The sequence below is a fragment of the Bacillus sp. URHA0034 genome (assembly GCF_056280405.1).
The window spans coordinates 2,410,925-2,434,507 of sequence record NZ_JBWCDK010000002.1 but is presented as its reverse complement, the minus strand read 5'-3'; the positions used below and the strand labels follow the sequence as shown (position 1 = coordinate 2,434,507).

The 23,583-nt window shown below is 38.8% G+C and carries 17 protein-coding genes; 14 read left to right on the top strand and 3 right to left on the bottom strand.

Annotated elements, in window-relative coordinates:
• Positions 1-3: 3 nt before the first annotated feature.
• Positions 4-1,464, top strand: coding sequence for a PAS domain-containing sensor histidine kinase (locus ACZ9EE_RS13680; protein ID WP_476027874.1), 1,461 nt, complete (start codon positions 4-6; stop codon positions 1,462-1,464).
• A gap of 40 nt (positions 1,465-1,504) precedes the next feature.
• Here ACZ9EE_RS13680 and ACZ9EE_RS13675 read toward each other — a convergent pair whose 3' ends face one another.
• Both ACZ9EE_RS13675 and ACZ9EE_RS13670 read right to left on the bottom strand, forming a co-directional pair.
• Complete coding sequence (locus tag ACZ9EE_RS13675; protein WP_476027872.1) at positions 1,505-2,041, bottom strand: ribonuclease H-like YkuK family protein; 537 nt, start codon at positions 2,039-2,041, stop codon at positions 1,505-1,507.
• A 242-nt stretch (positions 2,042-2,283) separates the two neighbouring features.
• Entirely contained in the window at positions 2,284-2,508 is a 225-nt protein-coding gene (locus ACZ9EE_RS13670) for a hypothetical protein (RefSeq protein WP_476027870.1), read from the bottom strand.
• Positions 2,509-2,618: 110 nt separating this feature from the next.
• Between ACZ9EE_RS13670 and ACZ9EE_RS13665 the strand changes: the two genes are divergently transcribed.
• The 3 genes from ACZ9EE_RS13665 (at position 2,619) to ACZ9EE_RS13655 (ending at position 9,198) form a co-directional block, all read left to right on the top strand.
• Complete coding sequence (locus tag ACZ9EE_RS13665; protein ID WP_476027868.1) at positions 2,619-3,212, top strand: biotin transporter BioY; 594 nt, start codon at positions 2,619-2,621, stop codon at positions 3,210-3,212.
• A gap of 690 nt (positions 3,213-3,902) precedes the next feature.
• Positions 3,903-5,948 (top strand): glycoside hydrolase family 2 protein, encoded by a 2,046-nt coding sequence (locus ACZ9EE_RS13660; protein WP_476027866.1) that lies wholly within the window; start codon positions 3,903-3,905, stop codon positions 5,946-5,948.
• A 91-nt stretch (positions 5,949-6,039) separates the two neighbouring features.
• Positions 6,040-9,198, top strand: coding sequence for a family 43 glycosylhydrolase (locus ACZ9EE_RS13655; RefSeq protein ID WP_476032953.1), 3,159 nt, complete (start codon positions 6,040-6,042; stop codon positions 9,196-9,198).
• Between the two features lie 96 nt (positions 9,199-9,294).
• Here ACZ9EE_RS13655 and ACZ9EE_RS13650 read toward each other — a convergent pair whose 3' ends face one another.
• Positions 9,295-10,173 (bottom strand): helix-turn-helix transcriptional regulator, encoded by an 879-nt coding sequence (locus tag ACZ9EE_RS13650; protein ID WP_476027864.1) that lies wholly within the window; start codon positions 10,171-10,173, stop codon positions 9,295-9,297.
• Positions 10,174-10,318: 145 nt separating this feature from the next.
• Here ACZ9EE_RS13650 and ACZ9EE_RS13645 point away from each other — a divergent pair, with 145 nt between their 5' ends.
• The 10 genes from ACZ9EE_RS13645 to kduD all read left to right on the top strand — a co-directional run bounded on the left by ACZ9EE_RS13645 (position 10,319) and on the right by kduD (position 23,578).
• Positions 10,319-12,088, top strand: coding sequence for an ABC transporter ATP-binding protein (locus ACZ9EE_RS13645; RefSeq protein ID WP_476027862.1), 1,770 nt, complete (start codon positions 10,319-10,321; stop codon positions 12,086-12,088).
• On the top strand, positions 12,075-13,856 hold the full coding sequence (locus ACZ9EE_RS13640; RefSeq protein ID WP_476027860.1) for an ABC transporter ATP-binding protein: 1,782 nt from the start codon (positions 12,075-12,077) through the stop codon (positions 13,854-13,856). The genes ACZ9EE_RS13645 and ACZ9EE_RS13640 overlap by 14 nt, the downstream gene beginning before the upstream one ends.
• A gap of 502 nt (positions 13,857-14,358) precedes the next feature.
• Positions 14,359-15,657, top strand: a complete 1,299-nt coding sequence (locus ACZ9EE_RS13635; RefSeq protein ID WP_476027858.1) for an ABC transporter substrate-binding protein — start codon at positions 14,359-14,361, stop codon at positions 15,655-15,657.
• A gap of 118 nt (positions 15,658-15,775) precedes the next feature.
• Positions 15,776-16,711: a carbohydrate ABC transporter permease gene (locus tag ACZ9EE_RS13630; protein ID WP_476027856.1), complete on the top strand. Its 936-nt coding sequence runs from the start codon at positions 15,776-15,778 to the stop codon at positions 16,709-16,711.
• Between the two features lie 12 nt (positions 16,712-16,723).
• On the top strand, positions 16,724-17,584 hold the full coding sequence (locus ACZ9EE_RS13625; RefSeq protein ID WP_476027854.1) for a carbohydrate ABC transporter permease: 861 nt from the start codon (positions 16,724-16,726) through the stop codon (positions 17,582-17,584).
• Positions 17,585-17,589: 5 nt separating this feature from the next.
• Positions 17,590-18,252 carry a DUF624 domain-containing protein gene (locus ACZ9EE_RS13620; protein ID WP_476027852.1) on the top strand — a complete coding sequence of 221 codons (663 nt, stop codon included), beginning with the start codon at positions 17,590-17,592 and terminating at the stop codon, positions 18,250-18,252.
• A 29-nt stretch (positions 18,253-18,281) separates the two neighbouring features.
• Positions 18,282-20,006 carry a heparinase II/III domain-containing protein gene (locus ACZ9EE_RS13615; protein WP_476027850.1) on the top strand — a complete coding sequence of 575 codons (1,725 nt, stop codon included), beginning with the start codon at positions 18,282-18,284 and terminating at the stop codon, positions 20,004-20,006.
• Positions 19,999-21,834: a DUF2264 domain-containing protein gene (locus tag ACZ9EE_RS13610; protein ID WP_476027848.1), complete on the top strand. Its 1,836-nt coding sequence runs from the start codon at positions 19,999-20,001 to the stop codon at positions 21,832-21,834. The genes ACZ9EE_RS13615 and ACZ9EE_RS13610 overlap by 8 nt, the downstream gene beginning before the upstream one ends.
• Positions 21,835-21,946: 112 nt before the next feature.
• Positions 21,947-22,777 (top strand): 5-dehydro-4-deoxy-D-glucuronate isomerase, encoded by an 831-nt coding sequence (gene kduI / locus ACZ9EE_RS13605; protein WP_476027846.1) that lies wholly within the window; start codon positions 21,947-21,949, stop codon positions 22,775-22,777.
• 18 nt (positions 22,778-22,795) lie between these two features.
• Entirely contained in the window at positions 22,796-23,578 is a 783-nt protein-coding gene (gene kduD / locus ACZ9EE_RS13600) for a 2-dehydro-3-deoxy-D-gluconate 5-dehydrogenase KduD (protein WP_476027844.1), read from the top strand.
• Positions 23,579-23,583: the final 5 nt, after the last annotated feature.

The window sequence follows — 23,583 nt, the reverse complement described above, 5'->3', positions numbered from 1 at the left end:
TGTATGGCGAAGGGTTTCCCTATTTTTGGCGAACTGAATCATTCAGATACGATTAATCCTGATGATTTAATCGACCTTTTTCTTAATAGTACGGCCGATGGAATATGTATATTGAACATGGAAAATCGATTTATCCGCGTAAATGATATGTATACGAAAATTTTTGGCTATACCGAAACAGAGCTGCTCGGACGAAGCTTCGAGGAAATTGATCAGTCTGATTTAGCAATGGGGGTCATTAAGGCAGTAAAACAAGGGGAGTTTTTCCACGATCTAGTGACTCAATGTGTACATAAAGATGGAAGTCTGCTTGATATAGCCGTGTCCTTTTCCCCCTTGCGTAACTCAGCTAAGGAAATTATCGCCAGCATTGGCAGCTATCGTGATATTACCAAACATTTAAATATTGAACGAGAACTAAAGCGAACTCGTGAGCTATATCGGTTGATTACAGAAAATACCACCGATATGATTAAGCTTTATACGAAAGATAAAATAGTAATCTATGCTTCTCCGTCTCATGAAAAATCGCTGGGAATCCCCGTGAAAGAACTAATTGGCCAGGAGGTATACAGTCTGATCCTGCCAGAAGACAAAGAGGGTTTGGACCAAGTCTATGAGAAAGTAATGAAAACAGGTGAACCACAGCTTTTTCAGATTAAAATGAGAACGAGTGATAACAGCTTTATTGATACGGAAATCACCATTTCGCCAATCTTTAACGAGAAAAATGAAATAGAGTCATATGTTACCGTGACTCGTGATATTACCGATCGAATCAAAAATGATGACGCCCTTCGTAATTTAGACCGGCTCTCCATTATTGGTCAACTAGCTGCCGGAGTTGCTCATGAAATCCGAAATCCTTTGACTTCCCTAAAAGGTTTTTCCAAGCTATTGAAGGGTACAATTGATAAACAGAAACAAGATGACTATTTATCGATTATCATGGATGAACTTGATAGAATTGATATGATTGTCAATGAATTTATGTCGCTCGCGAAGCCGCAAGCCATTCAATTTAAACGGGAGAGTTTAAGCTCGATTCTTGAAAGCACTATTAATATTCTTCATCCGCAAGCTTTATTACATAACGTGCAAATTATTAACCATTTCATAACAGATGATATCGATTTACTTGGGAACAGAAATCAGTTAAAACAGGTTTTTGTTAATTTTTTAAAAAATGCAATTGAAGCGATGCCGTCCGGTGGTAAAGTTCATATTGATGTGCAAAAAGCTGAAGGGAACCATGTTTTGATTCGTATTACGGATGAAGGCGCCGGAATTGACAATCATCTCATGGATTATCTAGGAACACCGTTCTATACTACCAAGGATAAGGGGATCGGGCTTGGTTTAACGGTTAGTAACAAAATCATTCAAGAACATAATGGTACCATGAAAATTGAAAGTGAGTTAGGCAGAGGCACGACTATTACGGTTGAATTAGAATATGTATAAAAAAGGCGTCAGGTACCAAGCTAATTCAGGTGTCTGACGCTTATTTTGTATAGCGGTTGGCATAGCTTGAGGCGACAAAAGCATCCGGTTTAATCTTTGGTTCTACTCCCATTGACTCCATTCGTGTTACCATTTCTGTTACAAACTCTCTCGTCTTATTCCGTTTGCCAGCACCAATATCGATATGCCCTTCCATGGTAAAGGTTGCTCCTTCATAGAGATAGGGCAGGACAATCGCAATAAGCTGATTTTTCCGCTCTTCGGTAAACATGGCGACAATTTCCTCCGTTAATGATAATTCAAGTGAAATCCGCTCATGGAGCTGTGTCATTTTTCGTGGGACAACAACCTTTCTGATGCAGGCCCACACACCATTTCCTTCATTTTGAATGACAATTCCAGTAATAAAAACCGTTTGCGATTTATGAACCTGTGAATCTGTTCCCACCATTAAGCGATAGTTTCCTTTAGGGGTTAATGACATGAATAAAATGATTCGTTCAAAAACCTGTTCGAACGTGAGTCCATTCTCTTGAAGATTTTGAAATGTATGGTGGTACGCCGAATTAATTTTCATAATGAAAAACCACCTACTCCCTTCGATAAAAAACTTAGACTAACTCTTATTCCTATCTTATGGCGAGAAGACCATTGTCGTGCGGACATCATCTTCGGCAATCCAGTTTAATTTATATGTATGTCGAGTCTTGGAAAAATAGTAAAACAAGTAGGATTGGAGGGGGACGGCTGATCAATTTCACAAACGGAATATGTTTCGGAGAAAGATTTATCTTAAAACAATTATTTGCCTAACAATATTTATGCCAGTCCATCATTAGATAAAGAAACAGGATTAATTGGAAGAGGATGATGATGAATGGCTAAAAGAAACAGAGGAAAGACAATTAGTAACCTACCTTCAAATGGACGCGGGACATGCCCATTATGTGCAAGAACTGGGATAAAACTGCTATATTCACATAAAACTGAAACAGGCCAAACGATCCAGGTTTGCAAAAATTGCCGTAATAAATAACGTACCATTAGTTGCTATCTTTACTTGTATTGTTAACTAATAAAATATTTTGGTTGACAATGGTCACTCTTACCATTTATTTTTAAGGTAGATAAAAAAATAAGGGTGGGGAGACTATATGAGGAAATTAAGGGCACTAGATTTAACACTTGCCGCGATGTTTGTGGCACTCATGGCCATAGGGGCAAATATTTCGACGATTGCACCGTTTTTACATGTCGGTGGAGTTCCTATTACACTACAAACATTTTTTGCTATTTTAGCAGGGGCTATCTTAGGAAGTCGTTTAGGTTCAATTGCCATGATTGTTTATATGTTAGTGGGATTAGTCGGGGTTCCCGTATTTGCCGACTTTACCGGCGGGCTGTCGATCATCATAAGACCTACATTTGGCTTTATTCTTTCTTATATTTTAGCAGCGTTTATTATCGGAAAAATCGTTGAAAAGAATAAAAGTCTGCCTGCGTTTATCATTGCTTCGTTAATCGGAATGGCCGTCAACTATCTTTTCGGCACCAACTGGATGTACTTTGCCTACAAACTTTGGGGAGCTGCACCAGATGGATTCTCCTACAAAATGGCATGGCTATGGATGGCCGCCCCGCTGCCAAAGGACCTTATCCTATCCGTACTAGCCGGAATAATGGCCCACCGCCTAGAAAAAACCGTCCTATCCAAAGGCCAATTCAAACAACTCAAACGTGGTGCCTGACACCATTACTCACCTTGTCACTATGCAAAAAGCGGTTCAACCGGTAGGTTGAGCCGCTTTTGCTTTAGGTTCTCGCTGGTTCATAAAAGTTAATAAGTCTTGACTGACATCTGTTTTTCTATATATAAGTAAGAAGAATGATACTAATGAATCCAAGACCAAGATAGCATAAATCCACTACCTGCCCCTTTAAAAAAATAGTATCGATCCTCAATTGAAATTTATTCAACTAGCCGCCTAACATAAGAAAATATGCCCATGACACAGTAGAAGCCAATCATGTAAAATTTAGCTACAATTGTAAAAATATTCTCAAAACTGACTATTAAACCAATTTATGAAACTTTTTTTGAAATGGGTTTCATAATTATTAACTTACCTACTTTGGTCTCAAGAAAAATTTCTGTTATAAATATTTAGTCAATCATTCATTAATCAGCAACTTTGGCTAATCAAAAAGTAATAAAGTAAAGTATCCCCGGAATAAAGCAAGGCAGCTCAAGCTCATTCGTTTAGAAACCACACTTCGGATCCTTTAGGGAGGTGATGAAAAAAGTCTATTATCCAAAGAAAATGTAAGCGTTTCAATCTTAAGGGTTTATGAAACCGGTTTCAAAATTCTCGAAACCAAGCAGTCTAAAAAGGTGAGGTCTTCTAATCGACAAATACTTCTAAACGGGAGGTTAACAAATGAATCGAAAGGTCACTAGTTTTGGCATTGGAGTCCTTCTTCTTGGCTCCACTTTTTTTGCTGGGCTGCCGAATGCCAAGGCAGATACAAATGGAAATACTGTGAAGATTGCTGAACATGAACCGATGAATACCAAAGTGCAATCAATTGACGGAACAAATGTGTTGTTTCAGTATGGGGAACCAGTTCCTTCGTTTGATACATGGACGTTAAAGGAGCAAAGCAGAAGTTATTTAAATCTTGATGGAAAGTGGAAATTTGCCATGGATCCCAATAATCAAGGGGTGAATGAAAAATGGTTTGAACAAGGATATGATGATAAAAAATGGCAAGAAGAAAAGGTTCCGGGCAGTTGGGATCTGTATGATACCCCTGAATTTGGTACATACGATGGCTCAAACTTCGGAAAAGGAAGTGCTTTTTACGATGGTTATGCTTGGTTCCGGACCCACTTTTCGCCGGACGCCAATTGGAAAAACCAGTTCGTCAAGCTTAATTTTCTTGGCGTTAACTATCGGGCAGGGGTCTACGTAAATGGTCATTTTGTTGGGGAGCATGAGGGCGGGAATACACCTTTTGCACTTGATATAGGTGAATACTTACAACCGGGCAAAGATAATGTCATTGCAGTCCGAGTATACCGCAAACCGACCTTCGATTCCTATACAAGTTCGAATCCGAACCCTATAACAGCTGACACAGAATTACCATATAAACCGGTAGACTTCTGGCCATATGCAGGAATTACACGCAGTGTCTATTTAGAAGCAACTTCCGATGTAAATGTTAGTAAAATCCTAACGGCAACAGGCGACCATACCTTAACAACAAAAGTGGTTGTGTACAATCATGGCGATAAAGAAGTACTTCGCCAATTAGTTGTCGATCCAGGGGAAAAAACAGGTGGAGATCCCAAGTCACAGGAAGTAGATTTAAAACCTGGTGAAGTAAAAGTCGTTTCGATGGATTTCCAGATTCCGAAAGCCGCTTATTGGTCTCCGGATTCCCCAACCCTTTATCAAGTATCCGCAGAACTTTATAAAGGTAAAGGGGAAGGACAGGTTCAACAAAAAGGAAATGGTTCGCTCGATGATCGTCTTTCGACAAATTATGGAATGAGAACCATTGCCGTTGAGAACGGCAAATTAACACTGAATGGGAAACAAGTCTTTTTGAAAGGTCTTAACTGGCATGAGGAAACGGCTGCCAGCGGCCGCTCTATGACGATCGAAGAGTACGATACGGAGTTAAATCATGTTCTGGATGTAAAAGCAAACTTCATCCGTAACAGCCACTACAATCGTCATCCCTATGTGTATGATTTTGCGGATCAACATGGATTAATGGTGCTTGATGAGGTAGAGAATATGTGGCTTGATACTAAGCAGGAAGCGCTGCAAACCAACTCTTACGGTCTTTCTCGAGCATTAGCTTTAAGTATGGCCTGGAATCAAATTAATCACCCTTCTACAATCATGTGGTCATTACAGAATGAGTCAGGAATTTGGGATGATCAAACCGTTTATCGCAATTGGCTGGCCGATATGAAAGAAGCTGTCAAAAGCGTTGATATCCAAAAACGTCCTGTCACATGGGCATCAGGCAGCAGCTGGGACCCGGCCTATGACTTGGCAGATGTGATCGGTTTAAATGAATACTTCGGATATTTTTATATGCAGGACTCAGACCTAGGGAAAACGGTGGATATTGTTCATAAAACTTATCCAAATAAACCGATTCTCATTACGGAGAATGGAACATGGGCCTATGCAGATGAAGTCAATAATCATGGGCCAGAAACACAATCTGGAACAGAAGAATGGCAATCATATAAGTTCCTTAACCATTGGAATCAGGTTACAGATCCAAGTCGACTATCTTATATGGCTGGTTATACGTTCTGGGTGTTAAAAGATTATAAAGAAAGAAATAACTACAACCAACAGATCAACGGAATTTCCACAATGGGCTTACTGTCTTTCGATAAAGAAAAACCACGTTTAGTATATGACACATTTAAAAACGCCATGAACCCTATTCGCTAATAGCTCAGGAAGTAGGGGTCATCTACATGAATTTACCTCTTGTACTACAAAAGAAAAATGAACTAAGTAAGGAGGAATCTTGTTGTTTAAAATGAAAAAGGTTTTAGCGTCCATTTTGACAGCTTCACTCGTTACCAGCCCGATTTTTTCCTCAGCCGGACATGTTTATGCGGAGGGGACAACCGTGGACAATAACGTGCTCTATTTTGTGAATGCAGGTGACCCGACCACCGATACGGTCGAAGGTAACGATAAAATGGGGTTGTATGCTAGTAAAACAGAGCAAAAATACGGTGTAGACAGCGTTACGGGAAAAAAATGGGGATTAGTAACCACCACTAGCAGTACGAGTGTCTCTAATGGTGCTGATAAATTAGGATCGCTTCGATATTATAACGGCTCCCAGGTTCGGGATAAGGCATTAGAGTATAAGTTCGAACTGCCAAATGGTCAATATGATCTTACATTAGGATTCAAAAATCCGTGGAGTGGCCGAAGTGTGAATATCATCAGTGAGGGACAGAATTTATCAAACGGAGACTTTGATATTGGAAGCTATAACGCTGAAAAAGAGGTCACGTACCAACAGGTTTCGGTAACGGATGGAGTTTTAGACGTCAGGATCCAAGGACCTGCCACAGCTGCATTATCAAACTATAATGACCCACTAGTAAACTATATCATTATTAAAAATTACGTAGTAATACCTCTATCAGATTTAGAATCCAACATAGAAACAGCGAAGAAAGAGGCGGAAAAAACAGCTATCTATACCCAATTCAGCCTAGAGTCACTAAATAAAGCCATCACACAAGCAATTGCGCTGGTTAAAAGTATCAAAGAAAACGGGTTAGATAGTGAGAATAAAACGATTCAGGAGCAAATCCGAACAGCGATAAAAAATCTAGACTCTGCATTGGCAGGGCTTATGGTATACGCTCCGAACATTTCCTATAAACCCGGGCAAGTATGGACAGATACAAACGGTGCTCCGATTCAGGCGCACGGCGGCGGGATTATGTATGACGAACAAACAAAGAAGTATTACTGGTACGGTGAAGATAAAACGAATGGATATCTTCCTGCCAGGGGTGTAAGGGTTTATTCTTCTACAGATTTATATAACTGGAAAGATGAGGGCTTAGCGCTTACTGCGATTGAATCAATGAGCCAGTTTGAAGCCGACCCATTAATCTCGAAGCTTTATGAAGGCAGAAAGGACAAGGCCGATATTCTAAATGACATTGGCACAGACCGGGTAATTGAAAGACCTAAAGTCATCTACAATGAAAAGACCAAAAAATATGTTATGTGGATGCATACCGATGGTCCTTCGACTACATCGACAGCGATGTATGCAAAAGCGGAAGCGGGTTATGCATTAAGTGACTCTCCTACAGGACCGTTCGTTTACCAAGAAAGCAATCGGATGGATCGAGCACCAAAGGATGCTGTTTATAATGGACAGCCTGACCAGCCGGGGATGGCCCGTGATATGAACTTGTTCAAGGATGACGACGGTACTGCATACTTGATCTATTCCAGCGAAGAAAATAGGACCATTTATATTTCACAGCTAAATGATTCCTATACGGACGTGGTTGGCTGGCATAAGGATGGAAATAAACAACGTGATACTGAGTACAAAGCAGTGTATGGTGAGGATTATGTGAGGGTCTTTCCAGGGGCGCAGCGTGAAGCACCGGCTATGTTTAAATATCAAGGAAAATACTATTTAATTACATCTGGGGCTACCGGCTGGGACCCTAATCCAGCAAGGTACACAGTAGCGGATAATATTTTTGGAGATTGGAAGCCATTGCGTGATCCTTCGATAGGGGACAAAGCTTCAACCACATTTGATTCACAAAGTACCGATGTCATTCCCGTCGATGCTAAAAAGGGAAAATTTATCTTTATGGCTGACAGATGGAAGGCGAGTGATTTAAAGGATTCACGATATATATGGCTGCCTATTGAGTTTGGTCAGGATGATGAAATGAGTTTGCAATGGTATGACGAGTGGAAACTCGATACATTAGACAGAATGGGGAAAGTCACGATCAATACGGAACTGCCTGAGAAGGTTTCTGTTGGTCAAGTTCCCGCTTTACCGAATGCGATTAACGTGACGAATTCAGAGGGGGAAAAGCTGGATACACCAGTAACATGGGCGGTAAATCCTGAAAGTTTTTCTAAGCCGGGAAGTGTTGTTGTTGAAGGCACGCTTTCTGAGTTAGCAAATAAAGTGATTAGAACAAAAATCTTAGTTATTCCGGATCATGTAAGATATTTTATCCATGCAGGCGGAGTGAAAACCAGTGATTACGTGACATGGTCTTCTTATATGGAGAATACACTAATAAACAAAGAGGTTACTGATCAGAAGTATGATCCAGCAAATGGCAAGAGTTGGGGATATGTTGGTGATCAAACAAGACCTGCCGGTGGGGAAGGTGATGATTTATTTTCTTCATTACGCTACCTTTTAGCGAATTCTGGCGATGATCTTTCCTATAAGTTTGATATAAAGGATGGCAAATACACCGTATATACTGGTCTTTATGATCGCTGGTATACATCGACTAAGGGAAGCCGTAAAGCGGATATTCTGATTAATAATGAAACAAAAACCAAGGGATATGTATTTACAAGCTCCTATGATGTCTTAAGCTATCAACATGTGAATGTAACGGATGGGAAACTTGATTTGACTGTTCGCAGGGTACCTGGATCACCAGATCCGCAAATCAGCTGGATTATGATTGTGGAAGAAGATACAACAGCTCCAGTCATTACGGTTAAAGGTAATGAAGAAAGCTATTCTGTTGATGGAAACATATCCATCTCCTGCAGTGCGAACGATGATTTATCCGGAGTTGCATCCATTGATTGCCCGGCGATTAATGGTCCAGCATACGAATATAGTGTTGGTGTAAATAAATTTACAGTAAAAGCTGCAGATCATGCAGGGAATACATCGGAAGCTGAAATTCAATTTACAGTAAATGTTGATTTTGATAGTCTAAGCCGCTTAACTGAGACATTTATTACAGACGAGGGAATAGCGCATTCACTTACAGCGAAACTTGCATCAGCAAAAGAAGCTGCAGCTGGAGGAAATAAAGAGGCAGTGGCTGGCAAACTTAAAGCATTTGTGAATGAGCTGTCGGCACAAAGCGGAAAATCCATTACGGAAGGGCAAGCAAATAGATTAATATCATTATCTAGTAACCTTTTATTAAAATAAAGAAGACAAATCAAAAGCAAGGATAAAGTAAAACGGACGCGCCCTAGTTGAGTGATAAACAAAACTAGGGCGTGTCCTCATTGTTTTCTTTACGATTTATTTAGGGATTTTTCCAACATATTGTTTTCGAAACTGATGGGGAGATAAATGCTCCAGCTTTTTGAAGATCCTGCTGAAATAGGCAGATTGTGTGAAACCACTGCTTTCTGAAATCCGATCAATACTCCAATCTGTGGAAACTAGTAATATCTTTGCTTGATCAATCCGAATTTTATTGACATACTCAATCGGTGTACACCCAAATGACTGAATCATGCATCTGGCAATATGGTTTGGATGAAATCTGAGAGCCCGGCCCAGGTCTTCATAGGTAACTTTTTTTGCATAATTTTTCCGTAAATAAACAGCTGCCTTTTCTGCTACCGCGAATGCAGGCAGAGAATTCGCCAAGTGCATATGATTTGAAAGTTCCTGTAATAATTGCTGAAAGAGGATTTGCCGCTGCCATTCTCCAGAGTAAATGGACTCGTTTTCTGCTGAAATAATTTTTGAGCAAAGTAGCTCAACAGCTTCTGGATTGGTTGTCTTGCAATATTTGGGCAGAGTTATACCAAACGGACTCTCGAATAAAAAGTTACCACAATCTTCTGCTGCCTTTTCTTCGTAATGAACAGGTTTAGAAATGGTAAGATCCTGCCACCCTTTAGAAGAAATGAAATGAAACCAAAAAAAATCGGTCACTTGATCACATGGTGAAACAGAAAAATGGTACCGATCTGGGTAGAGGATAAGTGTATTTCCTCTGCAAACATTGTATTTACGATAGTCCTCCCCCATGTACAATTGTCCTTTTGTAACCACTAATAAATCAAAAACTCCAATATTATTCCTATTAATATGCGATTGACCGATATCAAGGGTATTCCTGCCGGCTGCAAGAAGTGTTGGTAAGGGCGGAGCGATTAATTGAAGCATTTCATTTCACCTCACATGTTAGGATTGTGCAATTTTTTGTTATGATTTTATATTTTATTCTTTAATAATAACAATATAATAGGTTCATGTATGTTTTTATTTTAATGTATTTTGGTACAGGGGCGTAGGAGGGGGGACGTGCATTATGCAAAGCATGCGTTGGGTGTGGAAGTATATTAGGGACTTCCGCATTAAATTATTTAGTGGTCTTTTTCTGGCATTAGCTGTTTCCGTGTTAAACATGTTAAACCCATATTTTGCAGGGAAAATTGTCGATAAGGTAATTTATGGCCATCAGAACAAGTTATTATGGACGTTTTTAGGGACTATGATAGGGGTAACCGTGATCAAGACGGTCATTCGATATAGTTATCAATTAATGTTTGAACAAGTTTCACAAAGTGTGATATTCAAAATAAGACAACAGTTATATGAGCGGCTGCAGCAATTAGATTTTAGTTTTTTCGATCGGACTAAAACGGGAGATATTATGGCCCGCATGACCGGGGATCTAGAAGCCGTAAGGCATTTTACGGGATGGGTTATTTATATGATCTTCGAAAATCTAACCATTTTACTAATTGCGGTTGGGTTTATGTTCTACATTAACCCATTGTTGGCCCTCGCAATGATAGCGGTAACACCGATTATTGGTTTCTTTGCTACTCGTCTATCCTTTACGGTTAAACCCACCTTTACAGAAATCAGGGGACAGTTTGCACGACTAAACTCAGTGGTGCAGGAAAACATTAGTGGAAATCGGGTTGTAAAGGCATTTGCCAAGGAAGACTACGAAATTGACAAATTTTCAGTCGAAAATGAAGCATTTAAGAAAAAAAGTCTTGATTCTGCAAAAGTCTGGGAAAAGTATTTGCCTGTTCTCGATTCACTCGCAGGTGTATTGACGGTTGTAATGATTTTAGTTGGAGGGATTATGGTTATTAATGGCTCACTTACTTTTGGTGAATTAGTAACATTTAATTCCTTGATTTGGGCGTTAAATAATCCAATGCGGATGGCTGGCTGGTTAATCAATGATGTCCAGCGGTTTATTGCTTCAGCTGAAAAAGTAGAAGACTTGTTAAATACCCAGCCTGAAATCACTAATGAAGCAACTAGAGCTAATATCAGACAGATGAATGGGGTAGTCGAGTTTAACCATGTGTACTTCAGTTACGGTGATGAACAGGTTCTTAGTGATATCAGCTATAAGGTGCTACCTGGTCAAACAGTAGGGATTATCGGCCCAACGGGTGCAGGTAAATCCACATTGGTAAACCTGTTAAGCCGCTTTTATGATACAACGAACGGGGAAGTTAAAGTAGATGGGATTAATGTGAAAGATTGGGATATTCCTAAATTGAGAGATAGTATGGCAATGGTTATGCAGGATATATTCCTATTTTCCGATACGATTGAGGGGAACATTGCCTATGGGAATCCAGATGCCACTCTCGAAATGGTTCAATCTGCTGCTAAAATGGCAGAGGCACATGATTTTATCATCAATCTTCCAGATGGTTACGATACGATTATTGGCGAACGGGGCGTGGGTCTTTCAGGCGGCCAACGGCAAAGGATTGCGTTAGCACGGGCACTCTTAAAAAATCCATCCATCCTGGTTCTTGATGACACAACATCGGCTGTCGACATGGAAACAGAACTTCGCATACAACGTACGTTAAAGTCGTTACTGAAGGAGAAGACCTGTTTTATTATTGCTCACCGGATTTCTTCTGTAAAAGAGGCCGATTTAATTCTTGTAATGGAAAATGGCAATATCATTGAAAGAGGAAAGCATAAAGAGCTGCTTGCGAAAAAAGGCTATTACTATAAGGTATTTATGAACCAGAATGGAAATTTCGATGGTCAGTACAATGGCGAGGATGTGATCTATCTCAATGGCGCGCAATAAATTTGATGTGGATGAAGAGTTGGAATCACCGTTTAGCTTTGTTCATCTAAAACGATTGCTTATTTATTTAAAACCCTATCGAAAAAAGATCATTTTTACCGTTTTAATTATGCTGATTGCCAGCGGAGCCAATTTAATTGGCCCATATTTGATTAAAAGAGCCATTGACGATAGTATTCCTAACAAGGATGTGGGTAATTTACTGCTCCTTGCCGGTATTTATCTTGGTGCTCTTGTTATTACGGGAATTTGCATGAAGTACAGAATTCGGATGATGTCGGAGATAGGCCAGAGTGTCATCCTCAATATTAGAAAAGATTTGTTTAGTCATTTACAAAAGTTGTCTTTCTCCTTTTATGACAGCAGACCGCATGGGAAGATTTTAGTGAGGGTGGTTAACTATGTTAACTCCTTAAGTGACTTATTATCAAACGGTTTAATTAATTTGATTACGGACTTGTTTAGCCTTTTCGTTATTTTTGGTTTTATGTTAGCGATTGATGTAAAGCTAACACTTATGGCGATGCTCGGATTTCCGATCCTTGCTGGCGTCATTCTCCTGATTAAAAATGCACAGCGAAAGGCATGGCAAACATTAAGTAACAAGCAGTCCAATATGAATGCGTATATTCATGAAAGCATCAATGGCATCAAAGTGACTCAGGCCTTTACACGGGAAGAAGAAAATAAGCGTATTTTTAAAGACGTGTCGGAAAGCTATCGAAGCTCGTGGATGAAAGCGGTTAGAATCCAGTTCTTACTATGGCCTTCAATTGAAAACATTTCGATTCTTACGACTTCCGTCATTTATGTTTTTGGAATATCTCAGATAGGTGAAGGAGTAACCGTCGGTGCTTTGGTTGCCTTTGTTGGCTATATCGGTATGTTTTGGACCCCAATCGCCAATATTGGGAACTTCTACAATGCCATTATCAATGCGACGGCCTATTTGGAAAGAATTTTTGAGATGATCGATGAACGTCCGACAGTTGAAGATCGTCCAAATGCTGTCGAGCTTCCAATGATCAACGGGAAAGTTGAATTTAAAGATGTTGTGTTTGAATATGAAGAAGGGGAAAGAATCCTTAAGAATATAAATTTTTGTGTAGAACCTGGTGAAACAATAGCACTTGTCGGTGCAACCGGTTCGGGAAAGACAACGATTGTCAGTTTGCTCAGCCGTTTTTATGATGTAAGCAGCGGGAAAATAGAAATCGATGGAGTTGATATCAGTACGGTTACCATTCCGTCTTTACGGATGCAAATGGGCGTCATGCTCCAAGATCCATTTATTTTTTCTGGAACAATAATGGATAATATCCGTTATGGCCGGCTTGATGCTACCGACGAAGAAGTAATTGCAGCGGCGAAGGCGGTCCAGGCTCATCAGTTCATCAGCGGTCTGTCAGAAGGGTACCAAACAGAGGTCAACGAAAGAGGCACAAGGCTTTCTACCGGACAGAGACAGTTGATTTCTTTTGCCCGCGCACTCTTGGCTGATCCTAAAATCTTAATTCTCGATGAGGCTACCTCTTCCATTGATACGGAAACAGAACTGGCCTTACAAAAAGGGCTTGAGATCTTACTTGCCGGAAGGACCTCTTTTATAATTGCTCACCGCCTTTCAACGATTCAAAATGCATCCCGTATCCTTGTCATCGACAAAGGCAGAATCATTGAGGAAGGATCACATCGTGAATTATTAAACCAAAAGAGTTACTATTGGAAACTTCATCAATCGCAGCATCAATCTTTAGAAGTGGGATAATAACAAGAAGAACTTTGTCTTTCTCGAAAGAGATAAACAAAGTTCTTTTTTTTATCGTTTTAGGAAATGATTAAATTTTCGCTTGTTGATAACTGTTAATAAAAGGTCTGTTGCCGTCCAGCTCCAGCGCCTAGCCCCTCGATGGTCTACAGCCACTCAGGGAATGATGAAGGCAAAGAACGCCTTCTTTCCCTGAGCGTCTTATGCTTGTCGGGGCTGTTCAAGGCGCTTGCGCTTTTGTTCTGATAAAAGTCAAAATTTTCACTCACCAAGTAAAATTATTCTTATAGGTAGGATACGAAAATTTGTTAATCTTTTACTTGTAAAGGCTTTCAATATTGATTAATCAAATCGGAAGGGAGATGAAAGTCCCTTATTCAATGAAAAATGCATTGATTTAGGTCAAACAAGGAATTTATCTTTAGCAAGATTTAGTTTATTTACAGTAAGCACTGCTTAAAGAGTAAAAATAATTAAAAAAATGAAATAATGGGGGTAAATTATGAAGAAGCATTTCGCTTTAATATTTGTACTATTACTTATGCTCAGTAGTGTAATGGCGGGTTGTAGTTCTAAAGATACCGCATCAAAGGAAACAGAAAAAGGATCAGATGGAAAAGTTACCTTAAAGGTAACGGTATGGAACTATGATACAACACCTGAATTTAAAGCATTATTTGAAGCATATCAAAAAGAAAATCCGAATGTAAAAATTGAACCAGTTGATATTGAAGCAGCACAGTATGATCAAAAATTAACAACCATGCTGGCTGGTAACGATGATTCTGATGTTTTAACAATGAAAAACTTGATCGGTTATTCTAACTATGCTTACCGCGGTCAATTAAAAGACTTGACTACATACGCTAAAAGCCTAGATGGAGATAAATATCAGGGCATGTTAGAGAATATGAAAGATGCCAATGGAAAAATCTACGCTTTACCATATCGTAATGACTTTTGGGTGCTTTATTACAATAAAAAACTATTTGATCAAGCAGGCGTAAAGTATCCTGAAAATTTAACATGGGATGAGTATAGAGAAACAGCTAAGAAATTAACTTCTGGTTCAGGAGATACAAAAGTATATGGCGCTTATAACCATGTTTGGAGATCGATTACAAATGCAACCGCAGCGGCACAAGAAGTAGGAAAACCAAATGCATTGATCAAAGGTGACTATAGCTTCCTAACCAAAATGTATAAGGTTTTTAAAGGTATGCAGGAAGATAAGAGTGTATTAGATTATGGAACGGCAAAATCAACTAATACTACGTATGCTTCACAATTTGAAACCGAAAAAGCGGCTATGCTTCCAATGGGTACTTGGTACATGGCTGGTGTTCTTAATTCGAAAAATGCTGGAAAAACTAATGTAGATTGGGCAATTGCTCCACTGCCTCAAGCAGAAAAAGGTGAAGTTAAATCATGGGGTTCGCCAACAGCTTTCGCTGTAAATAAGAACGCAGCCCATAGTAAAGAAGCTGAAAAATTTGTTAAATGGGCTTCCGGTGAGGAAGGGGCAAAAGTCGTCGCAGGTGTTGGTGTAGTTCCAGCTTATCGTACAGATGAAATTAATAATATCTACTTTAAGGTTGCCGGTATGCCTAGCGATGAACTTTCTAAGAAAGCGTTTAACCCTGATTTTGTCAATATTGAAATGCCAATGGACAAAAACTCTGCTGCCATCGACCAAATTTTAAATGAAGAGCATGACTTAATCATGATTGGTGAAAACAGTATTGACAAAGGAATCAAAACAATGGGAAAACGTGTTAAGTCTGAAGTTTTAAATAAGTAATTAAACATGGCGGGACAAAAGTAAATAGGTATAGAGATTACTAATCTCAGCTTTTGTCCCATTTTTTAAATGCTTCTTTTGAAAGGAGAGAACCGCCAATTAGAAAGGGTGGGACAATATGAGTAATACAAACACAAACGTGGTAGTTAACTCCCCTGCGATTAAAGTGGTTTCCGAAAAGAAAAGAAAAAGAAGAAACACATTAGTTGCCTGGTCCTTTATTACCCCGAATTTCCTTGGATTCTTTATTTTTACCTTAATCCCTGTAGTAGCTTCCTTCGTAATCGCTTTTATGAAATGGGATGCATTTTCAGCTCCTGAATTCGTTGGATTAGAAAATTTCAAAACCATGATTCATGACACTACTTTTTGGATTTCCCTTTGGAACACTGTCTACTATACCATCGGTACCGTCCCATTAACATTAATCTGTGCTTTGCTTTTAGCCATTCTGCTAAATAAGAAGATCCGTGGAATCGGGGTTTTCCGGGCGGCGCTCTTTTTTCCCTATGTAACTTCCTTGGTAGCCGTTGCAGTTGTATGGAATATGTTATTTCATCCAGATATGGGGCTTATCAATGAATTCTTACGCTGGATTGGAATTGAAAATCCGCCAGGCTGGACATCTTCGTCCAAATGGGCCATGCCAGCTATTATTATCGTAAGTGTTTGGCGTGGTATGGGTTATTATATGGTCCTCTATTTAGCGGGATTACAGAGTATACCAAAAGAGTTATATGAGGCTGCCAAAATTGATGGGGCCAATAAATGGCATGAATTTAGACATGTAACTTTACCAATGCTTGCTCCGACCACCTTCCTAGTATTAATTATGTTAACAATCTCTAGTTTTAAAGTATTTGATTTGATTCAAGTCATGACAATGGGTGGACCAGGCCGGGCTACTAACGTATTGGTCTATCAAATCTATAATCAAGCGTTTGTCAAATATGACTTTGGTTATGCTTCTGCGATCGCGTTAATCTTATTCGTTCTTGTCTTAGGAATCACGATTATTCAATTCCGCATTCAAGAAAAAAATACAGACTATTAGGGAGTGAAAACATTGGATGCAACAGCAAAAAGCCCTGGAATGTCTCGAAGTACAAAGCAGCATATAGGGAATACCATTACGTATATCTTTTTACTTATCTTATCTCTATTGGTTTTAATTCCTTTTTTCTGGATGATTTCATCCTCGTTAAAACAGGATAATCAAGTATTTAGTATCCCAATTCAATGGATTCCTGCAAAACCGCAATGGAAGAACTTTGTGGAAATTTGGCACCAAATTCCACTTTTAACATTCTTTAAAAATACCATCTTTTTAAGTGTAGTCGTTACCTTTATTCAAGTATTGACTAGTAGTTTTGCGGCATATGGTTTTTCTAAGATGAGATTTAAGGGGAGAAACACTCTTTTCCTAGCTTATATTGGGACGATTGCGGTACCATGGCAGGCTTATATGATTCCACAGTTTATTATGATGAGAGATATTCATTTAACGGATTCATTGTGGTCTTTAGTCTTATTACAAGCATTTAGTGCGTTTGGTGTCTTCTTAATGAGACAGTTCTATATGAGTATTCCTGAAGAATTAAGTGAAGCTGCCCGTGTAGATGGATTAAGTGAATATGGAATCTACTTCAAGATTATCCTGCCATTATCCAAACCAGCACTTACAACCCTGATTGTTTTAACCTTCGTCAATACTTGGAATGATTACATGGGACCGTTTATTTACTTGAATTCAACAGAAGTGAAAACAATTCAGCTAGGTTTACGCATGTTTGTCACTTTATATGATGCACAATATGCGCTGATTATGGCGGCATCTTTAGTTTCGATTATACCGATCACCATTATCTTCATTTTTGCACAAAGATACATTATCGAAGGAATAGCGACTACTGGCATGAAAGGTTGATCCTGATGTTTCGAATGAACCTGTCACATTTCCAATATGCTGCCATTTTTAATTACGGTTATTGGTTTTTGATGTTAAATTTGTATTTTGCGATTGCTAATATACCCTTTATTTTGGCTCTGTCTACGTTACAATTTGTTCCATCCAATATGATTTATTATTTTATCACGCTTATTCCAATGGGACCTGCCTTGGCAGCACTAATGGCATCTCTTAATAAAATTGTAGTAGAAAAAGATATAAGTGTAACCAAAGATTTTTGGAAGTTTTATAAGGGGAATTTCTCGTCTTCTATCCTTCTATGGACAATCACTTTATCACTGTTATTCATTTTAACGATTGATATTGCGGTATTCATAGATAAATCTATATTTGCAATGGCTTCTCCCTTATTTATTATCTTATCGATCCTCCTTTTAAATATGGTGATTTGTGGCTTAGTGATCATGACAAAGACAAAACATAAATTAAAAACGCTCTTCATCCTGTCATTCTATTATTCAATAAAAAAATTCTATATTACCTTTTTAAACACAGCTTTGGCTTGCTTTTTTATCTTCATTCTCTTATTTAAGCCTGTGTTTGCCTTTATGGTCTTACCGAGTTTAATTTTTTTCTTGATCGTGCGTAATAGTTCATTGGTGATCTGCAATGAGCCGATTGTATAATGGAAATTTTCTAAAGGAAGTGCCAAAAAGTGAAATCTGTTGAGGAGTATCTCTCGAATTTTAGTATAAATAAAAATTATACGAAACAGTTCCAAGAACAGGTAGAACATCATGTTGCACAATTAACTAGTAATGTGACCCTCCCCTTACCGAAGCTTGAAGGATATCTAGCATTCTTGAAAGAAGGAAATCGTAAGAAGCTGGAAGATGTATATTTTAAGCGACGAAGAGATGCTGCTTCTTTAGCGCTCTACTTGCAATGGGGAGAAAGTGAAGAAAAATTACAGCTGTTTGAAGAGATGCTCTTTACTATTTGTCAGGAATATAGCTGGGCATTACCCGCTCATATTCCCATTAATGAAAATAAAACCAGCTATATTGATTCATATGAAACCGTTGATTTATTTGCATCGGAAACGGCCCATTTTTTAGCAGAATGTACGGTTCTTTTTAAAAATAAATTAGAACCGTCATTAATGGATATAATCAAAACAGAAATTCAAAAGAGAGTATTAACTCCATTTGTCAAAAAGGAATGGGCGTTTGAAAGACTGACAAATAATTGGAGTGCCGTTTGTGCCGGTTCTATTGGCATGGCCGCTTTAATAGTAGAGGAAGATTTGGACAGGAAGAGCCTCATCTTACAACGGGTAGAAAATGCGCTTGAATATTTTTTACACGGATATGGAGATGATGGCGCCTGTGTAGAAGGAATGGGTTATTGGGTATACGGTGTAGGTTATTACACATATTTTGCAGATATGTATGAACAACTGGAAGGGAAAAACTTATTTACCAATCCAAAGTGGGAAAATATTGTGTCATTTCCTTTAAAGGCCGTTATGCCTTCGGGAAAGTACCTGCCCTTTTCAGATTCACCAGAGCAAGTGACCATTCCTTCGAGCCTTAATGCTTTCTTTTACAAAAAGTTTGGGATTGTCCCTGCAAAGGAAAGTGAGGTTACGAATTTTCACTTTGATCACTGTTATCGCTGGGGGCATGTTAGCCGGATTTTGTGGTGGAGTAATGAGGAAGTAAGAAATTCCTATCTAGAACTAAATGGAGAGTTCATTATCGAAGATGCTAAATGGGTAATTGTTAAACGAGCAAATCTATATTTTGCCGCAAAAGGCGGGCATAATGGTGAATCTCATAATCATAATGACTTAGGACATTTCATTCTAGGGGATAAAGAGGGCCTAATTTTTGATGATTTGGGTGCGCCAGTTTATACTGCCAATTATTTTGGTGAAAACAGATATGAGGTTGCCCATGCAAGATCCTATTACCATTCTGTTCCCCGCTTGGATAAACAGGAGCAAAGGGATGGTTCAGACTATCACTCTGCCATTTCAGAAATTAGTAAGGATTCTAATAGGCTATGTGTGAAGATTGAGCTTCAAGATGCCTATCCAAATACAAGAGACATTTATTTTACCCGCTCTTATACATTGTTCCCTGATAAACGGGAGCTTACCATTACGGACGTTTTATCGCAGCCTGTTCCATATGAGACACATTTTATAACAAGAAGGAAACCGGAAGTTTATTCCGAGACTATTCTTTGGAATCATGGACAATGGGCTATCCATTTTAATAAGGAATTATTTACTGTTGAGATAGAAGAGTTAGAAATTAACAATCATCTTAATGAAACTGAAACAATCTACACCCTCATTTTTACTTCTAAGGATCAAAATTGCTGTAATTTTACTCTAAAGATAACCTGGTTGGATGGTGAAAAAGATGAATAATGTCGAAGTGATAAAGGTATCGGCCCGAAATGAGTTAGTAGATATTTTAGAAAAACTGCTTGACCCACTACTCGTGCATTTTGATCATGAAGGTCCTGGTTTAAAGTTTGATACGGGTGGTACGCATTACAGCGAAACAACCCGGCAAATGGAAGCCTTATTTCGACCACTTTGGGGAATCGTTCCGTTACTTGCAGGGGGAACCAAGTATAAAGGGTTAGAAAAATATATTGCGAGACTTAAAAAAGGTATTCATCCAGAACATCCCCATTATTTTGGGGAAACCCATAATTATGACCAACGGCTTGTGGAAATGGCTGTTATTGGATTAGCTTTATGCATTTGTGGAGAAAAGTGGTTAAGTTACTTTAATGAAAAAGAACAAAAGCAACTGCATGCGTGGTTAAACCAAATCAATGATCGGGATATACCGAGAAATAATTGGACTTTCTTCCGTATCTTAATCAATCATGGTTTTCGACTGAATGGATTACCTTATAATTTAAAAACCTTAGAGAAAGATCTGGAGACCGTTCACTCATTTTACCAGGGTGAAGGATGGTATGTAGACGGATATCCTGATCAAATAGACTATTATGTTCCTTTCGCCATCCATTTTTACGGTTTAGTGTACGCAAAAACAGCGGCTGAAGATGACCCGCATGCAAGAATTTTTGTGCAACGCTCTAAAGAGTTTGCCCAATCATTTGCCTGCTTCTTTGATGGTAATGGTGCAGCTGTCCCATTTGGCCGGAGTATGACCTATCGTTTTGCCCAGGCAGCCTTTTTTAGTGCCGCCATTTTTGCTGAAATTGAAGTTCTGCCCTATCCAGAAATGAAATGGCTGGTTATGGAACACCTAAAGCATTGGATGAAACAATCTATTTTCAGTCATGATGGCTTGCTGACGGTAGGTTATTATTATAGAAATCAAGTGTTTACTGAAGGATATAATGCTTTTGGTTCGCCTTATTGGGCATTAAAGACATTTTTGTTATTGGGATTGCCAGAACAGCATCCATTTTGGTCAATTTCAGCAAAGGCACCAGAACTTCCTAGTAAAAAGCTAATCACTCCGGCACGATTCTATGTGACACGGGATCATCAAAATGCACAAGTTCAATTGTATACGGCTGGACTGCATTGTGAACCACACACCCATTGCGATGCGAAATATGAAAAGTTTGTTTATTCAAGTGTGTTTGGATTTAGTGTTTCTAAAGGTCAGTTAAATTTAAGGCAAGGGGCATTTGATAATACTCTTGCGGTTAGTTTAGAGCCGGAAAGATACTACAGAATGCGCTATGAAAAATCGCCCTATCAGATTACGGACCAATACTTGCTGACAAACTGGAATCCATACGAAGGCGTGAGAATTAGAAGTATTATTGTTCCATTTACTCCGTTTCATTTCCGAATCCATGTGATTGAAACGGATAAAACTATCTATCTTGCAGATGGAAGTTTTGCTTTAGGATTTGAAAATGATGGTGCTCATATCCAGAAAAAAATCATGACTGAATCCAATCAAATTAAGGTGATGAGTGCTGAACACCAGGTTGGAGTAATCGATTTTAGTCATCATTCAGAACTGGAATTTGTATTTGGTGAGCCGAATTCCAATATCATGAAAGATCAAACCTTTATCCCAACAGCAAAGGATAAAGTGGAAAAAGGCAAGCATTTATTAATTCATGGTTTTTATGGGACGTTTATTGAAGATGAGATTCCAGAACCAAACTGTACGATAGAAGAAAATGAAATTATCTTATCAGTTGGAGAAGATCAGGTTTCCATACCAAAGAGTTTATTAGATTTAGATAACTAAACTTACATCTATAAGAAGAGATTTACGCAATAGTTGAAAAGTGTACCTGGTAAAATTGCTCGCTAAAGGTAAATGGAATATTCCTAAATCATGTCAAAGGAGATTGATAAAAATGGAAACACGTTATGCAAATCATCCGGAAGAAATGAAAAGATTTACAACAGAAGACTTAAGGAACCATTTCCTTGTTGAAACGATTTTCGAACCAGGAAAAGTTCATTTAACCTATACCCATGTTGACCGTATGATTTTTGGTGGAGTCACTCCAGTCGAAAAAGAATTAACGATTAAATTGGATAAAGAATTAGGAGTAAATTACTTCTTGGAACGCCGTGAACTCGGAATCATTAATATTGGCGGAACAGGTGCTGTTATCCTGGATGGCGTTGAATATGATATGGAGCGTCGTGATGGTTTATATGTAGGGAAGGGAACAGAACAAGTATTGTTCCGCTCTAAGGATTCAAAAGATCCAGCCAAATTTTACATTAACTCTACTCCTGCCCATCATACATACCCAACGGTAAAAATTGATATCAAGAATATCAAACCGCTTGAAGCTGGAGAACCTGGTACTTTAAATGAAAGAAAAATCTATCAATATGTCCATCCAAATGTTTGTGAATCATGCCAGCTTCAAATGGGATTAACCATGTTATCCCCTGGCAGTGTTTGGAATACGATGCCTTGCCATACTCATGAACGTCGAATGGAAGTATATCTATATTTTGATATGGAACCAGATACTCGTGTATTCCACTTTATGGGCAAACCTGATGAAACTAGACATTTAGTCATGAAAAATGAACAAGCAGCGATTTCTCCAAGTTGGTCTATCCACACAGGTACGGCAACTAGCAACTATACGTTTATTTGGGGGATGTGTGGAGAAAACATCACTTATGATGATATGGATCATATAAAGATGGAAGAATTACGATAAACTTCAGGAGGTATATTGATGGAAAATAATTTGCAGCATTTTTCATTAGATTATTTCTCATTAGCAGGTAAGGTGGCAATCGTAACAGGTGGAAATACAGGCCTTGGTCAAGGCTATGCTGTAGCACTAGCCAAAGCAGGGGCAGATCTCTTTATTACGACACATGGACGTAATTGGGAAGAAACGAAAGAATTAATTGAGAAAGAGGGGCGTCGAGTCGAATTTTTTCAGGCAGATTTAACCAATCGTGAATCTATTAAAGATATTGTCTCCGCTTGTTTAAATGCATATGGAAGAATTGATATTTTAGTAAACAATGCAGGAACCATCCGCCGTGCGCCGCTCCTTGAGTATAAGCAAGAGGATTGGGATGCTGTCATGGATATTAACTTAAACTCTCTTTATTTTTTAAGTCAGGAAGCAGCGAAAGTAATGGTCGAACAAAAGAGCGGGAAGATTATTAATGTAGCTTCCATGTTATCTTTCCAAGGAGGAAAGTTTGTCCCGCCATATACAGCGAGCAAACACGCTGTAGCTGGGTTAACAAGGGCTTTTGCAAACGAGCTAGCAGAATATAATATTCAAATTAATGCGATTGCACCTGGATATGTAGAAACGGCCAATACTGCACCAATCCGCGAAGATGAAAAACGGAAAGCAGAAATTACCTCTCGTATTCCTGCCGGACGCTGGGCAACACCTGCAGACTTACAAGGAGTCGTTGTCTTCTTGGCAAGTAAAGCTTCAGATTATATGAATGGCCATATTTTAGCTGTCGACGGAGGCTGGCTGGCAAGATAGAAATT

Excerpts from the sequence above, each read along its gene's own strand:
- ACZ9EE_RS13680 (WP_476027874.1), top strand. The coding sequence starts at position 4 with ATGGCGAAGGGTTTCCCTATTTTTGGCGAACTGAATCATTCAGATACG.
- ACZ9EE_RS13675 (WP_476027872.1), bottom strand. The coding sequence starts at position 2,041 with ATGAAAATTAATTCGGCGTACCACCATACATTTCAAAATCTTCAAGAG.
- ACZ9EE_RS13670 (WP_476027870.1), bottom strand. The coding sequence starts at position 2,508 with ATGGTACGTTATTTATTACGGCAATTTTTGCAAACCTGGATCGTTTGG.
- ACZ9EE_RS13665 (WP_476027868.1), top strand. The coding sequence starts at position 2,619 with ATGAGGAAATTAAGGGCACTAGATTTAACACTTGCCGCGATGTTTGTG.
- ACZ9EE_RS13660 (WP_476027866.1), top strand. The coding sequence starts at position 3,903 with ATGAATCGAAAGGTCACTAGTTTTGGCATTGGAGTCCTTCTTCTTGGC.
- ACZ9EE_RS13655 (WP_476032953.1), top strand. The coding sequence starts at position 6,040 with ATGAAAAAGGTTTTAGCGTCCATTTTGACAGCTTCACTCGTTACCAGC.
- ACZ9EE_RS13650 (WP_476027864.1), bottom strand. The coding sequence starts at position 10,173 with ATGCTTCAATTAATCGCTCCGCCCTTACCAACACTTCTTGCAGCCGGC.
- ACZ9EE_RS13645 (WP_476027862.1), top strand. The coding sequence starts at position 10,319 with ATGCAAAGCATGCGTTGGGTGTGGAAGTATATTAGGGACTTCCGCATT.
- ACZ9EE_RS13640 (WP_476027860.1), top strand. The coding sequence starts at position 12,075 with ATGGCGCGCAATAAATTTGATGTGGATGAAGAGTTGGAATCACCGTTT.
- ACZ9EE_RS13635 (WP_476027858.1), top strand. The coding sequence starts at position 14,359 with ATGAAGAAGCATTTCGCTTTAATATTTGTACTATTACTTATGCTCAGT.
- ACZ9EE_RS13630 (WP_476027856.1), top strand. The coding sequence starts at position 15,776 with ATGAGTAATACAAACACAAACGTGGTAGTTAACTCCCCTGCGATTAAA.
- ACZ9EE_RS13620 (WP_476027852.1), top strand. The coding sequence starts at position 17,590 with ATGTTTCGAATGAACCTGTCACATTTCCAATATGCTGCCATTTTTAAT.
- ACZ9EE_RS13610 (WP_476027848.1), top strand. The coding sequence starts at position 19,999 with ATGAATAATGTCGAAGTGATAAAGGTATCGGCCCGAAATGAGTTAGTA.
- kduI (WP_476027846.1), top strand. The coding sequence starts at position 21,947 with ATGGAAACACGTTATGCAAATCATCCGGAAGAAATGAAAAGATTTACA.
- kduD (WP_476027844.1), top strand. The coding sequence starts at position 22,796 with ATGGAAAATAATTTGCAGCATTTTTCATTAGATTATTTCTCATTAGCA.